Source organism: Pseudomonas sp. JC1203 (genome assembly GCF_056175065.1).
This window is the reverse complement of sequence record NZ_JBWCAM010000024.1, coordinates 80,554-94,788: the sequence shown is the minus strand read 5'-3', so window position 1 is coordinate 94,788 and position 14,235 is coordinate 80,554. Positions and strand designations below refer to the sequence as shown.

General features: G+C 68.0%; 10 protein-coding genes. 7 read left to right on the top strand and 3 right to left on the bottom strand.

What is annotated here, in order from left to right; translation table 11 throughout:
- Positions 1–192: 192 nt before the first annotated feature.
- From katG to AC0SZ7_RS27870, 7 genes are all read left to right on the top strand, one after another.
- Complete coding sequence (gene katG, locus AC0SZ7_RS27900; RefSeq protein WP_475507395.1) at positions 193–2,463, top strand: catalase/peroxidase HPI; 2,271 nt, start codon at positions 193–195, stop codon at positions 2,461–2,463.
- Between the two features lie 131 nt (positions 2,464–2,594).
- Positions 2,595–2,756, top strand: a complete 162-nt coding sequence (locus AC0SZ7_RS27895; protein ID WP_475507394.1) for a hypothetical protein — start codon at positions 2,595–2,597, stop codon at positions 2,754–2,756.
- Between the two features lie 5 nt (positions 2,757–2,761).
- Complete coding sequence (locus tag AC0SZ7_RS27890; RefSeq protein ID WP_475507424.1) at positions 2,762–3,079, top strand: hypothetical protein; 318 nt, start codon at positions 2,762–2,764, stop codon at positions 3,077–3,079.
- Between the two features lie 568 nt (positions 3,080–3,647).
- Positions 3,648–5,843 carry a TonB-dependent siderophore receptor gene (locus tag AC0SZ7_RS27885; protein ID WP_475507393.1) on the top strand — a complete coding sequence of 732 codons (2,196 nt, stop codon included), beginning with the start codon at positions 3,648–3,650 and terminating at the stop codon, positions 5,841–5,843.
- A gap of 8 nt (positions 5,844–5,851) precedes the next feature.
- Complete coding sequence (gene fes, locus AC0SZ7_RS27880) at positions 5,852–7,090, top strand: enterochelin esterase (RefSeq protein ID WP_475507392.1); 1,239 nt, start codon at positions 5,852–5,854, stop codon at positions 7,088–7,090.
- Between the two features lie 34 nt (positions 7,091–7,124).
- Positions 7,125–7,349: an MbtH family protein gene (locus AC0SZ7_RS27875; RefSeq protein ID WP_475507391.1), complete on the top strand. Its 225-nt coding sequence runs from the start codon at positions 7,125–7,127 to the stop codon at positions 7,347–7,349.
- Positions 7,350–7,362: 13 nt separating this feature from the next.
- Positions 7,363–11,478: an amino acid adenylation domain-containing protein gene (locus AC0SZ7_RS27870; protein ID WP_475507390.1), complete on the top strand. Its 4,116-nt coding sequence runs from the start codon at positions 7,363–7,365 to the stop codon at positions 11,476–11,478.
- On the opposite strand, the gene AC0SZ7_RS27865 is transcribed toward AC0SZ7_RS27870, so the two are convergent.
- From AC0SZ7_RS27865 to fepD, 3 genes are read right to left on the bottom strand one after another with little or no spacing between them, the layout of a single operon-like run.
- Positions 11,426–12,223, bottom strand: coding sequence for an ATP-binding cassette domain-containing protein (locus AC0SZ7_RS27865; RefSeq protein WP_475507389.1), 798 nt, complete (start codon positions 12,221–12,223; stop codon positions 11,426–11,428). The two genes, AC0SZ7_RS27870 and AC0SZ7_RS27865, sit on opposite strands and share 53 nt — an antisense overlap.
- Positions 12,220–13,215: an iron-enterobactin ABC transporter permease gene (gene fepG, locus AC0SZ7_RS27860; RefSeq protein ID WP_475507388.1), complete on the bottom strand. Its 996-nt coding sequence runs from the start codon at positions 13,213–13,215 to the stop codon at positions 12,220–12,222. The genes AC0SZ7_RS27865 and fepG overlap by 4 nt, the downstream gene beginning before the upstream one ends.
- Complete coding sequence (fepD, locus tag AC0SZ7_RS27855) at positions 13,215–14,201, bottom strand: Fe(3+)-siderophore ABC transporter permease (RefSeq protein WP_475507387.1); 987 nt, start codon at positions 14,199–14,201, stop codon at positions 13,215–13,217. Before fepD ends, fepG begins: the two co-directional genes overlap by 1 nt.
- Positions 14,202–14,235 lie beyond the last annotated feature (34 nt).

The following is a 14,235-nucleotide window of genomic DNA, read 5'->3' as shown; positions in this document are numbered from 1 at the left end:
GCTATTAGCCCTATCGGCAACACCCGTCTAGGCTGTTTCTACCGCCGTCGCCCGTCGACCGGCCGGAACCTGATAGGGAGATAATAATGAGCCAGGTGGCCCCGCCTACCCGTTGATCGTCAGCGCTGTTCGTCATTCACCTGGCCAGCACCTCATGTCATTGATTTACATCGACAATAAGGTAGAGCAATCATGGGAAACGAATCGAAATGCCCGTTCAACCATGCCGCCGGCGGCGGCACCACCAACCGTGACTGGTGGCCCAACCAACTGAACCTGAAGATCCTGCACCAGCACACCGCCAAGTCCGACCCCATGGGCGATGGCTTCGACTACGCCAGGGAATTCAAGAGCCTGGACTTCGCTGCGGTGAAGCAGGACCTGCTGGCGGTGATGACTAACTCCCAGGACTGGTGGCCCGCCGACTTCGGCCACTACGGCCCCTTGTTCATCCGCATGGCCTGGCACAGCGCCGGTACCTACCGCACCGGTGATGGCCGCGGGGGCGCGGGGGCAGGGCAGCAACGCTTCGCGCCGCTGAACAGCTGGCCCGACAACGTCAGCCTGGACAAGGCCCGGCGGCTAATCTGGCCGGTGAAACAAAAGTACGGGCGCAAGATCTCCTGGGCCGACCTGATCGTGCTCACCGGCAACGTCGCGTTGGAGTCCATGGGCTTCAAGACCTTTGGCTTCTCTGGCGGCCGCGCCGATGTGTGGGAACCGGACGAGGACGTGTACTGGGGCAACGAGAAAACCTGGCTGGGCGGCGACGTGCGCTATGGCAACGAGCAGCTCAAAGCCCAGCCCCCCGGTGACGGCACGTTGGTGGCCGAGCCCGACCTGCACGGCAGCGAAAGCAGCCGCACCGACGGCGGCCGCCTGCTGGAGAACCCCCTGGCCGCCGTGCAGATGGGCCTGATCTACGTGAACCCCGAGGGCCCGGACGGGCACCCGGACCCGGTCAAGTCGGCGCTCGACATCCGCGAGACCTTCGGCCGCATGGCCATGAACGACGAAGAAACCGTGGCGCTGATCGCCGGTGGCCACGCCTTCGGCAAGACCCACGGCGCCGGCCCTGCCGACAACGTCGGGCCCGAGCCGGAAGCGGCGGGCCTGGAAGAGCAGGGGCTGGGTTGGCGCAACAGTTTCCGCACCGGCAAGGGCGGCGACACCATCACCAGCGGCCTGGAAGTGACCTGGACCTCCACGCCCACGAAGTGGAGCAACGAGTACCTGGAAAACCTCTTCGGCTTCGACTGGGAACTGACCAAGAGCCCGGCGGGTGCCCACCAGTGGACGCCGAAAAACGGCGCTGGCGCCGGCAAGATCCCCGACGCCCACGACCCAAGCAAACGCCGCGCGCCGACCATGCTGACCTCGGACCTGGCGCTGCGCTTCGACCCAATCTACGAGCCCATCGCGCGCCGCTTCCTGGCCAACCCCGACCAGCTCAGCGACGCCTTCGCCCGTGCCTGGTTCAAGCTCACCCACCGTGACATGGGCCCGCTGGCGCGCTACCTGGGCCCCGAAACTCCCACTGAAGAGCTGCTGTGGCAAGACCCGTTGCCGGCTGTTAACCACGCGCTGGTTGACGACAACGACGTGGCCGCACTGAAAGCCAAGGTGCTGGCCTCGGGCCTGAGCGTGGCACAGCTGGTGTCCACCGCCTGGGCGGCAGCGTCCACCTTCCGCGGTTCGGACAAACGCGGCGGCGCCAATGGCGGCCGCCTGCGCCTGGCGCCGCAGAAAGACTGGGCCGCCAACCAGCCGCAGCAACTGGCCAAGGTGCTGGGCACCCTGGAAAGCATCCAGCGTGACTTCAACAGCGCGGCGGCGGGGGGCAAGCAAGTCTCCCTCGCGGACTTGATCGTGCTGGCGGGCAACGCCGGCGTCGAACAAGCGGCGAAAAATGCCGGGCACAGCGTCAGCGTGCCGTTCAAGCCGGGCCGGGTGGACGCCTCCCAGGCGCAGACCGACGTCGAGTCGTTCGGCTTCCTGGAACCGATCGCCGATGGCTTCCGCAACTACCTCAAGGGTAAATACCGCGTGTCGGCCGAACACCTGCTGGTGGACAAGGCGCAACTGCTGACCCTCACCGGCCCCGAAATGACCGTGCTGCTGGGCGGCCTGCGGGTGCTGGGCGCCAACGTGGGCGAAAGCAGGCACGGGGTCCTCACCCAACGGCCTGGCACGTTGACCAACGACTTCTTCGTCAACCTGCTGGACATGGGCGTGGAATGGCGGCCGCTGTCGGCTGACAACGACACCTTCGAAGCCCGCGACCGCAGCAACGGCGCAGTGAAATGGACCGGCACCCGGGTCGACCTGGTGTTCGGTTCGCACGCGCAGCTACGCGCCTACGCGGAAGTCTATGGCAGCGCCGATGCGCAGCAGCAGTTCGTCAGCGACTTCGTGGCGGCCTGGGACAAGGTCATGAACCTGGACCGTTTCGACCTCGCCTGAGCCCCACCCGCGTAGCAGCTGCCGCAGGCGGCGTCCGGGTTCACCGCGGTCTTCCACACTGACCGCGGCGGCCCGGACGCGGCCTGGCGGCCGCTGCTACACTGCTTTTTCCACCAGAAAGGAGCTTGGCCATGTACCCCTGCTTCACCTTGAGCGAACCCGCCGCCACCCCTCGCTACCGGCACGCCGTCTCGATCAACGGCGCGATCACGGCCTGGGAGCTGAAAAATCTGGCGCTCAATACCAAGGGGTTTGTCACATGTCCAAAGAACTACTCGGAGTTTCTGCTATAGGCCTGATGGTGGCTGGCGAGTTCTGCGCCATCTACAGCGAGGTCGTCACTGCACGGCTGGCCCACACCGGCCATACTTCCTGGCTCGATTTCCTGCTGCCGGCCACGGTGATGTGCGTGGCCGGTTTCTGCCTGATCGCGGCCTACTGGCTGGGCTTTCGCGCCGCCGGTGATATCTGGCTGATCACCGTGGTCTCGGTCACCTCATTGCTGCTGCTTGAGCCGATGGTGATCTGGGCTTTATTCGCCGAGAGGCCGGGGCGTGGGGCCTTGATCGGCTTCTGCCTGGGGGCGTTGGGGATGGTTTCGGCGGTGTGGCTGTAGCGCACCGTTTTCGTAGCAGCTGCCGCAGGCGGCGTCCGGGCCTTGCGCGTTGTGCCAGGTGACGCGGCCTGCGGCCGCTGCTACAGCAACCGCCGGCGGGTTGCGCACGCCCCTGTAGCAGCTGCCGTAGGCGGCGTCCGGGCCTTACGCGATGTGCCAGGTGACGACAGGCCGGCGGTATTGGTCCTGATACGCACCCATCACCCCCCGCGCACCACGGGGCCTGGCCGCGTAACCCATCTACGCCAATGTAACAATCAAGAAATACTACCAATTGCGTTTGCGATTGTTATTGAGAGTTATTACCATCAACGCGCCGCACCATGCCGCACCTCGTTTCACAGCGCCTCACCAGGCGCGGGTAACCGCCCTCGACGCTTCACCCAATCGTCTCGCTCACGCCTGCAAAAGCCTGGCCGGCAGACGTTTGCCCAAGAAAAGTGGCGGGGGCCACTGGTGAAGCGGGCAGGGCGGGGTACCTGAGGGCTGCATGACGCGGCATCACAAAGGCTGCGCCCGGCGCGCAGGAAAAAGACATCTGTCAAACAGATCATGCAAAGGAAGTGGTATGAACGGAAGTAAACGTAGCGGTGCCCTGCGACGCACCCATGGGTTGGTATTGATTGGCCTGCTGGCGCCATTCCCGCTCAGCGCGCTGGCCGAGACCGTTGCCCAGGCCCCGGCCCAGGCCAGCGCGCCGCTGGAGCTGGAGACCCTGACCATCGAGGGCAACAAGCTCTACGACATGCCACCGTCCGAACAGACCGGCGGCTACACCGTGCAGGGCGCCACCGTGGGCACCAAGACCCCGGCACCGCTCAAGGACATTCCGCAATCCATTTCCACCTACACCAACGAGTACATCAAGGACCGCAAGTTCGTGCACCTTGATGACCTGGCCAAGTACACCGCCGGCCTGCGCGTGCTGACCAACGACAGCGGGCGTTCGTCCATCTACTCGCGCGGCTACGAATACGACGAATACCAGATCGACGGCCTGCCGGCGCCCATGACCAGCATCTTCGGCACCGTGCCGTCGCTGGCCGCCTACGACCGCGTGGAAGTGATGCGCGGCCCCGCCGGCCTGTTCAGCAGCACCAGCGAGCTGGGCGGCATCGTCAACATGGTGCGCAAGCGCCCGACCGCCGACTTCCAGGGCAGCGTCGAGGCCAGCTACGGCACCTTCGACACCAACCACGAGCAGGTCGACGTCTCCGGCCCGCTGGACTCCGAAGGCCGCGTGCGTGGCCGCTTTATCGCCTCGCGTGATGCCAGCAACGGCATGGTGGACTACAACGCCAGCGACAGCGAAACCTACTACGGTGCCCTGGACATCGACCTGGACGACGCCACCCAGCTGTCGTTCGGCCTGAACCACGAAGTGAAGAACATCACGCCGAACAACGGCTACCCGACCGACACCAGCGGCAACCTGCTGAACTTCAGCCACTCCAAGTTCCTGGGCGCCGACTGGAATTACTTCGACGGCAAGACCACCGACTTCACCGCCGAGCTGACCCACCACTTCGACAACGGTGGCAACGGCCGCATCGCCCTGCGCACCTCCGACCGCGACGCCGACTACCTGTACGCCTTCACCCGCGCCGGCGTGTCCAGCACCGGCACCGCCACCGAAGGCTACACCGGCCGCGAGTTCACCGAAAACACCGTGTCCATGGACGCCAGCTACAGCCAGCCGTTCGAGGCCATGGGCAACGTCAGCGAATTCGTGGTGGGCACCGACTACAAGAACTACCACAACTACTACAAGAACGCCGCCGGCGTGCTGGGTACCATCAACGTCAACACCTACAGCCCCACGCAGTTTGCCGAGCCCAGCAACATCTACGGCACCAGCAGCGCGACCAAGGTGGGTACCCAGTCCGAAGAATACGGCCTGTACTCCAAGCTGACCTTCCGCCCCATCGCCGACCTGGCGCTGATCGGCGGCGCGCGCCTGAGCTACTACAAGGGCAGCGGCTACAACACCGTGATCGCCAGCGGCGCGCAGACCGACTACGACCAGACCATCTCGGCCCACCTCACCCCTTACGGCGGCGCGGTCTACGACCTGGACGCCAACAACTCGCTGTATTTCAGCTACTCCCAGGTGTTCAAGCCGCAGACCGAGACCAACCAGGCCGGCAACGTGCTCAAGCCGCGCACCGGCGAGCAGTATGAAGCCGGTATCAAGGGCAGCTACTTCGGTGGCGACCTGAACACCCGCGTCTCGGTGTTCCAGCTGACCGACAAAAACCGCGCTACTACCCCGTACGATGCCGACGGCGCGGCCATCACCACCTACGACGTCGCGGGCGGCAAGACCCAGATCCGCGGCGCCGAGTTCGAGATCAGCGGCAAGCTGCTGCCCAACTGGGACGTGCTGGCCGGCTACACCTACATGGACACCAAGGTGCTCAGCGGCGACGACGTCACCACCTTCCAGACCATGCCCAAGCACCAGGCCTCGCTGTGGAACAAATACACCATCGCCAGCGGCCCGCTGGAAGGCCTGGCCATCGGCAGCGGCGTGACCGCCATGAGCGACTTCTACATGGACACCAGCACCTACCGTGTCGCAGCCCCTGGCTACGCCACCGTGGACGCCAAGCTGTCCTACCCGATCACCAAGAAGCTCACCGCCACCCTGGACGGTACCAACCTGCTTAACCGCGACTACTACTCGCGTGTAGGCTCGGCGGCTACCTTCAACTTCCTCGGCCAGTCCCGCGCCTTCAGCGTCGGCGCCCGGTACGAGTTCTAAGAGGCTCCATGGACAAGCTCCTGGCACGCAAGGACCTGGGCAGCGAGTCGTGGTGGCAGGCGCTGGCCGAGCAGGGTACGCCCCTGGTCGGCCCGGCGCAGGCCGGGGAGCACGCCGTGACATTCGTCTGGCGTGACCCCCGCGGCACGGCCGCCACGTCGGCTACCCGACGCGTCTGGATCAACATCACCGGTCTTACCGACCACCACCGCCAATGCGCGCCGCAAAGCCTGGCGCGCATCGACGGCACCGACATCTGGCTGTGGCAGACGCGCATCGACGCGAACTGGCGCGGCAGCTACAGCTTCATGCCCTGCGACGAGGACCGCGATTTCGACGGCATCGACGCCCACGGCAACCCCGATTTGAACGCGCTGCGCCCTTGGTGGCGGGCCATGTTCCCGCGCGCACAGCACGACCCCCTGAACCCCATGCGGCCCTGGACCGGCGGCCGTGGCCTGGGCGTGTCCGGCCTGCACATGCCGCAGGCGCCCGCGCACCCGGCCTGGCTGGCGGTGGACGACGGCCAGGCGCCTGCCGCCAACCTGCAGCAGTACCAGTGGCACAGTGCGCGGCTGGGCAACAGCCGCCGCGTGTGGCTGCTGAGCACCGGCCGCGACCAGGACCCCAGCCGGCCCCTGGCGGTGCTGCTGGACGGCGCTTTCTGGACCGCCAGCCTGCCGCTGGCCGAGCCGTTGCAGGCGCTGACCGCAGGCGGCACCTTGCCTGGAGCGGTTTACCTGTTCGTCGACAGCATCGACACCGCCCACCGCAGCGCCGAACTGGCCTGCAACGCCGAATTCTGGGAAGCCCTGCAGGCCGAACTGCTGCCCCAGGTGATGGCGTGGCAAGCACACTCGCCCAACCCGGCCACCACCGTGGTGGCGGGGCAGAGCTTTGGCGGCCTGGCGGCGCTGTACGCCGGCCTGCAATGGCCGCAGCGCTTCGGCTGCGTGCTGGCCCAGTCCGGCTCGTTCTGGTGGCCCCGCGATGACGTTTCGCGGCAGTTGCCCCAGCGCGTCGACGCCGGGCTTGGCCACGGCCAGGCGCTGAAACTGTTCATTGAAGCCGGGCTGCGCGAACCGGTGATCTACCGCGCCAACGAACGCATGGTGCACGCACTGCGCGACGCCGGCCTTGCCCCGCAATACCGCGTGGTCAATGGCGGCCACGATGCCCTGTGCTGGCGCCAGGGCCTGCTCGATGGCCTGGCGGCACTGTGGGCCGATTTTTCCGCGGCGCGTTGAACCGCCGCGACACTCTCACGACAAGGAACATTCCGTGGAGCAACTCAACCCCTTCGACGACCCGCAGCAGGGTTGTCACGTGCTGATCAACGACCAGGGCCAGCACAGCCTGTGGCCTGACTTCTGCGCCGTGCCGCCAGGCTGGGCCATCGTCCACGGCCCCGCCAGCCGCGAAGCCTGCGGGCAGTGGCTGGAGCTGAACTGGCGCGACCTGCGCCCCGCCTCCCTGCGCCGCGCCCTGGGCGCCGATGCTTCCTGAACCGGAGTCACGGATGAACCTGTTGAACCCTGAACCTGTGACCACCATGACCCACGCCCTGCAGGAGATGCCACTGGTGGCCGCGCAGTCGGGCATCTGGATGGCCGACCAATTGTCGCCGCACCACAACGCCTACGCCGTGGCCCACTACGTGGAACTGGCCGGCGAGTTGGACAGCGACCTGCTGTTGCAAGCCATCGAGGCGGGCCTTGCCGAGGTCGACACCCTGCACCTGCGCGTCGCCGAGCGCGATGGCCAGCCGGTGCAGTGGTTCGACTTCAGCCGCGCCCCCGCGCGCCCTACCTGTGCCGACCTGCGCGGCGTGGCCGACCCGGCCACTGCTGCGCTGGCGTGGATGCGCAACGACCTGCAGGGCGACCTGCGCGTGGCCAGCGGTGGCCTAGAATGCGTGAACCACCTGATGCAGGTGGGCGACGGGCGCTGGTTCTGGTACCAGCGCTACCACCACCTGGCCGTTGACGGCTACAGCTTCGCCGCCATTACCCGGCGCATTGCCGAACACTACAACGCCCTGCGCCGTGGCGAGTCCGCCGGCCCCACGCCGTTCACCCCGTTCAGCCAGGTGGTGGCCGAGTACCAGGCCTACCACCAGGGCGCGACGTGCGAGCGCGACGCGCAGTTCTGGCTGGACAAGGGCCGCCAACTGCCGCCGCCGGCCACCTTGTCGAGCCAGCCGCTGGGCGGCCAGAGCGCCAGCAGCCGCGTGCTGCGCCATACCCTGAGCTTCGACACCCAGGCCTTCGACCGCCTGATGGCCGACCAGCCGCCGGCCCTCAGCCGCGCCGACATGGCGCTGGCGCTGGTCAACCTGTGGCTGTCGCGCCTCAGTGGCCAGGACGCGTTCACTGCCGGTTTCATCTTCATGCGCCGCATGGGCTCGGCCGCCGCCAGCGCCAGTGGCGCGGTGATCAACGTGCTGCCCATGCAGGTAAAGGTCGAGCCCCAGGCCACCCTGGCCGAGCTGGCGCAGAGCATCGCCGCCGAGCTCAAGCGCCTGCGCAAGCACCAGCGCTATGACGCCGAACAGATCCAGCGCGACCTGGGCCGCATCGGCGACGCCGAGCCGCTGTACGGCGTGGTGCAGAACCTCAAGCTGTTCGACTTTGCCCTGGACCTGGACGGCATCGTCGGCGTCACCCACACCCTGGCCTCGGGGCCGGTGCGCGACCTGGAAGTAGCGCTGTTCCTCACCCCGCGCGGCGAGCTGTCGCTGGAACTGCTGGCCAATGCCGAGCGCTACGACGACGCCACCCTGGCCCGTCACCTGCGCCGCCTGAACCTGTTGATGACGCAATTCGGCGCCAACCCGCAGCTGAGCTGCGAAGCCGCCAACCTGCTGGACATTCAGGACCTGGCGCTGCTGGCGCACGCCAACGCCACCGAGCAGCCGCTGACCGACGACACCCTGGTCAGCCTGATGGCCGCCCAGGCGCTGCTGACGCCCCACGCGCCGGCGCTGTCGGACGCCCACTACCAATTCGATTACCAGCAGGTGCGCGAACAGGTGCAGGCCTTGGCCCAGCGCCTGGTGGCCCAGGGCGTGGTGCCCGGCGATATCGTCGCCGTGGCGTTGCCGCGCTCGGTGTTCCTCTCCCTGGCCTTGATGGCCATTCTGGAGGTGGGCGCCGCCTACCTGCCGCTGGACACCGGCTACCCCGACGACCGCCTGCAGCTGATGCTGGAGGACGCCGCACCGCGCCTGATCATCACCGACACCGCCCAGGCCGTGCGCCTCGCCGGCGTCGCCAGCTGCCCGGCGTTGCTGCTGGAGGCACCGTTGCAACTGGACCCGCACGGCCCGTTGCAATTCGCCCAGCCGACGCCTGAGCACGCCGCCTATATCATCTACACCTCCGGCTCCACCGGCCGCCCCAAGGGCGTCATCGTCGGCCACGAAGCCATCGTCAACCGCCTGTTGTGGATGCAACACCAGTACCCGCTGGGCAGCACCGACGTGGTGCTGCAGAAGACCCCGTGCAGCTTCGACGTGTCGGTGTGGGAGTTCTTCTGGCCGCTGATCACTGGCGCGCGCCTGCACATGGCGCCGCCTGACGCGCACCGTGACCCGGAAGCGCTGCAGCGGCTGTTCAGCGAGCAGGGCGTGACCACCACGCACTTCGTGCCCTCGATGCTGGCGGCCTTTGTCAGCGCACTGAACGACGACGCCGCCATCGCTCACTGCCGCAGCCTGCGCCAGGTGTTCTGCAGCGGCGAAGCGCTACCGACCGATCTGTCGCAATTGTGGCAGCGACGCACCGGCGTGCCGCTGCACAACCTCTATGGCCCTACCGAAGCGGCCGTCGACGTCAGCTGGTACCCGGCCCACGGTGACACCCTGGCCGGCGTGCAGGGCGCCAGCGTGCCGATTGGTTTCCCGGTGTGGAACACCGGCCTGCGCATCCTCGACCGGCGCCTGCGCATGGTGCCGCCCGGCGTTGCCGGCGACCTGTACCTCACCGGCGTGCAACTGGCTCACGCCTACCTGGGCCGCGCCGACTTGACCGCCAGCCGCTTCGTCGCCGACCCCTACGGCAACGGTGGGCGCATGTACCGCACCGGCGACGTCGCGCGCTGGCTGGACAACGGCGCGGTGGAATACCTGGGCCGCAGCGACGACCAATTGAAAATTCGCGGCCAGCGCATCGAGCTGAGCGAAATCGACCATGCGCTGTTGGCGCTGCCCGGCGTCGAGCAGGCCGTGACCCACGCCCGAGTGCTGGGCGAGGCCCAGGTGGGCGGTGGGGATGCGCGCCAACTGGTGGGCTACGTGATCGCCCAAGGCGACCGCGAGCTGGACCTGGTTGCCCTGCGCATGGCCCTGGTGGACCGCCTGCCCGCACACATGGTGCCGGTGGCGTTGGTGCAGCTGGATGAGTTCCCGTTGGGTGCCACCGGCAAGCTGGACCGCAAGGCCCTGCCGTTGCCACAGGCCAGCGCCAAGGCCAGCGGCCGTGCGCCGGCCGAAGGCCTGGAAACGCAGATCGCCGAGGCCTTTGCCCGGGTGCTTGCGTGCGACGGTGTCAACGCCGAGGACGACTTCTTCGCCTTGGGCGGCCATTCCTTGTTGGCCATGAGCCTGGCCGCCACCTTGCGCCGCGAATTGCAACGGCCGGTGGCGGTGGGGCAGGTGATGATCGCCTCCACGGTAGAGCGCCTGGCCCAACTGCTGGCCAGCGAGCAGAGCGAAGACGAGGCCCGCCGTGCCGGTTTCGAAAGCGTGCTGCCGCTGCGCCAAGGCAATGGCCCGACGCTGTTCTGCTTCCACCCGGCGTCGGGTTTTGCCTGGCAGTTCAGCGTGCTGCAGCGCTACATCGACCCGCATTGGTCGCTGGTGGGCATACAGTCGCCGCGTGGCAATGGCCCGCTGCACAGCTGCGCCAACCTCGACGCTGCCTGCGACGCGCACCTGCTCACCGTGCGCGCCTTGCAGCCCCACGGCCCGTACCATTTCGCCGGCTATTCGTTGGGCGGTACCCTGGCCCAGGGCGTGGCGGCGCGGTTGCAGGCCGAGGGCGAGCAGGTGGCCTTCCTGGGCCTGCTCGACACCTACCCGCCGGAGACCCAGAACTGGGACGAACGCCAGGGCCGCAACGTGCTCAAGCAGGAGGTGCTGGACGAGGTCAACCGCGAGCGCGAGCTGTTCCTGGCGGCCCAGCAGGGCCTGCAGGATGCGGCCATGGCAGCGGGTGGGGGCGGCATGTTCGACGACATCGAAGCCAACTACGCCGACTCCGTACGCCTGCTGGCCACGGCGCGCAGCTCGGCCTATAACGGCGAGGCGACGTTGTTCGTGGCCGAGAAAACCCTGCCCGAAGGCATGGACGTGCAGCAGACCTGGGGGCCGTTCGTGGGCAGCCTGAAGGTGCACCGCCTGCCGTGCGCGCACGTGGACATCATCTCGCCGGCATCGATGGCGCAGGTGGGGCCGTTGATCAATCGGGCGTTGAAGGCGCGGTCCCCGCGGAGCGGCCGGGCGGCCGCTCCAAAATATGCGGGGGCGGGGGGGCGCCCCGTAGCAGCGGCCGCAGGCCGCGTCCAGAAATCACCAGGCTGCGTCACCGCCCCAGCGGCACGATCATCGGCGTGCCCGCCACGGGGTCCTCGATAATCACGCACTTCAATCCATACACCGCCTCGATCAACTCGGGCGTGACGATGTCGGCCGGCTTGCCACTGGCAAGCACCTTGCCGCCGCGCATGGCGATCAGGTGCGTGGCGTAGCGGCAGGCGTGGTTCAGGTCATGCAGCACCACCACCAGCGTGTGCCCCTGGTCGCGGTTGAGTTCGCGCAGCAGTTCCAGCAGGTCGATCTGGTGGGTGATGTCGAGCCAGGTGGTGGGTTCGTCCATCAGCACCAGCGGCGTCTGCTGGGCCAGCACCATGGCGATCCACACGCGCTGGCGCTGGCCGCCGGACAGGGTGTCCACCGGTTTTTCCGCAAGCTCGGCAACGCCGGTGGCGGCCATGGCGCCTTGCACTGCCGCTTCGTCGGCGGCGCTCCAGCGGCTGAACAGGGTTTGGTGCGGGTAGCGCCCGCGCGCCACCAGGTCGCGCACCAGAATGTCGCTGGGCGCAGTGGAGCTTTGCGGCAGCAGGCTCAGGCGCCGCGCCACCTCTTTGGTCGGGTAGCGGCTGATGGCCTGGCCGTCCAGCCACACCTGGCCGGCCGTGGGCTGCAGCAGGCGGCTGAGGGTGCGCAGCAAGGTCGACTTGCCGCAGGCGTTGGGGCCGATGATCACGGTCAGTTCGCCGTCGGGGATGTGCACTGACAGGTCGCGGGCCACGACCTTGTCGTCGTAGCCCAGGGTCAGTTGCTCGGCCCAGAGGCGCGAAGGGGCGGGCAGGGCGGTCATCGCTTGCGGGTTTCCCGAATCAGAAGGCCTATCAGGTAGAGCCCGCCGAGGCTGACGGTAATCAGCCCGACGTGCAGTTGGTAAGGCAGGAACAGGCGTTGGGCGGCCAGGTCGGCGGCCAGCAACAAGGCCGCGCCGGTCAGCGCCGCCAGCGGCAGGGTCAGGTGTTGCGAGGGGCTCAGGCGCCGGGCAATCTGCGGCGCCGCCAGCGCCAGGAACGAAATCGGCCCGGCCACGGCAGTAGCGGCGGCGGTAAGTATCACGCCCATCAACAGCAGCAGCAGGCGCGAGCGCTCCACCGGCACGCCCAGGGCGTTGGCGGTGTCATCGCCCATTTCCAGCAGGCGCATGCGCAGGCTCAGCGCCAGGCTGCCGGCCAGCGCCACGGCGATGCACAGCAGCGCCGGCACGGCCTTGGCCCAGGTGATGCCGTTGAGCGTGCCGGCGTTCCACAGGCCCGCCGACAGCGTGGCTTCCAGCGAGCCGTTGACCACGACCCAGGTGTTGAACGACACCAGCATGGCGCGCACACCCAGGGCGATGATGATCAAGCGCAGGGTGCTGATGCCGTTGCGCCAGGCCAGGCGGTAGACCACCACGGCGGTCAGCAGGCCGCCAATCAACGCCGCCGAGGCGGTGCCCAACGTGCTGCCGTGGAACAGCACCAGGGCCACCAGCACGCCGCTGTAGGCGCCGGTGTTGAAACCCATGATGTCGGGGCTGCCCAGCGGGTTGCGCATCAGCGACTGGAAGATCGCGCCACTGACCGCCAGCGCCGCGCCCAGCACCAGCGCTGCCACCACCCGCGGCAGGCGCCATTGCAGCACGATCAGTTGTGTGCCGGTGGCGCCCTGGCCGCGCAGCGCGTCCAGCACCTGGCCCAGGTTCAGCGCCAGGCTGCCGCTGGCCAGCGCCCAGGCAGCCAGGGCCAGGCACAGCAGCGCCAGGCCGGTGGCGGTGAACAGCGGGCGTTTGCTGTGCAAGGTGCTCATCAGTTGGCCCCCAGGCGTTGGCGGCGCGCCAGCCAGATCAGCACCGGCGCGCCGATGAAGGCGGTCATCACCGACACCCGCAGTTCGCCCGTGGTGATCAGCCGGCCCAGGGTATCGGCCAGCAGCAGTACCGTGGGCGTCAGCAGCACAATGAACGGCAGCTGCCGGCCGTGCTCGGGCCCGGCCAGCCAGCGTGCCAGGTGCGGCATCATCAGCCCGACAAAGGCGATGGGGCCGACCATCGCGGTGGCGGCGCCGCACAGCAGGGTAATCGCCAGCAGCCCCAGCAGTTGCGTGCGCAGCACCCGGGTGCCGAGGGCGGCGGCCATGTCCAGGCCCATGCCCAGGCTGTCCAGCGCGCGGCCCAGGCCCAGCGCCAGCAGCACGCCGGCGCCGATGGGCAAGGCGGCGGCCTTGACCAGCTCAAGGTTGCGCACGTCCAGGGAGCCGGCCTGCCAGTAGCGGATCTGGTCGAACACCAGCGGGTTGAGCAGGGTAATGCCCGAGCCGATGCCTTCCAGCACTGCGGTCAGCGCCACGCCCATCAGGGTCAGGCGCATGGGGCTCACGCGGCCACCGCCGGTGAAGCCGCTGAGGGTCACCAGCAGGTTGGCCAGCAGCGCGCCGATGACCGCGCACACCACGTATTGGTCCGGGCCGTTGACACCCAGCCACGCCATGCCCACCACCAGCGCAAAGCTGGCGCCGGCATTGATACCCAGGATGCCGGGGTCGGCCAGGGGGTTGCGTGTCAGGGTCTGCATCAGCGCGCCGGCCACCCCCAGCGCCGCGCCCGCCAGCAGCCCGGCCAGGGTGCGCGGCAGGCGGGCGTCGGTGATGATCACGCAGTCGGCACTGGTGCAGGCACCGGCCAGGGCGTCCATGACCTGGGACAGGGGCGCCAGGTGGGCGCCCACCTGGAGGCTGGCCAGCACGGCGCCCAGCAGCGCCAGGGCAGTGAGGGGCAGGCGCAGGGAAGCTCTCATGGGCGGCCCTGCCAGAGCGGTGCGAACATCGAAA

Bases quoted from the DNA above. Each gene is read 5' to 3' on its own strand.
- AC0SZ7_RS27895 (WP_475507394.1), top strand. From the start codon at position 2,595: ATGTACCCCTGCTTCACCTTGAGCGAACCCGCCGCCACCCCTCGCTAC.
- fepG (WP_475507388.1), bottom strand. From the start codon at position 13,215: ATGAGCACCTTGCACAGCAAACGCCCGCTGTTCACCGCCACCGGCCTG.
- AC0SZ7_RS27885 (WP_475507393.1), top strand. From the start codon at position 3,648: ATGAACGGAAGTAAACGTAGCGGTGCCCTGCGACGCACCCATGGGTTG.
- AC0SZ7_RS27865 (WP_475507389.1), bottom strand. From the start codon at position 12,223: ATGACCGCCCTGCCCGCCCCTTCGCGCCTCTGGGCCGAGCAACTGACC.
- fes (WP_475507392.1), top strand. From the start codon at position 5,852: ATGGACAAGCTCCTGGCACGCAAGGACCTGGGCAGCGAGTCGTGGTGG.
- AC0SZ7_RS27890 (WP_475507424.1), top strand. From the start codon at position 2,762: ATGGTGGCTGGCGAGTTCTGCGCCATCTACAGCGAGGTCGTCACTGCA.
- AC0SZ7_RS27870 (WP_475507390.1), top strand. From the start codon at position 7,363: ATGAACCTGTTGAACCCTGAACCTGTGACCACCATGACCCACGCCCTG.
- fepD (WP_475507387.1), bottom strand. From the start codon at position 14,201: ATGAGAGCTTCCCTGCGCCTGCCCCTCACTGCCCTGGCGCTGCTGGGC.
- katG (WP_475507395.1), top strand. From the start codon at position 193: ATGGGAAACGAATCGAAATGCCCGTTCAACCATGCCGCCGGCGGCGGC.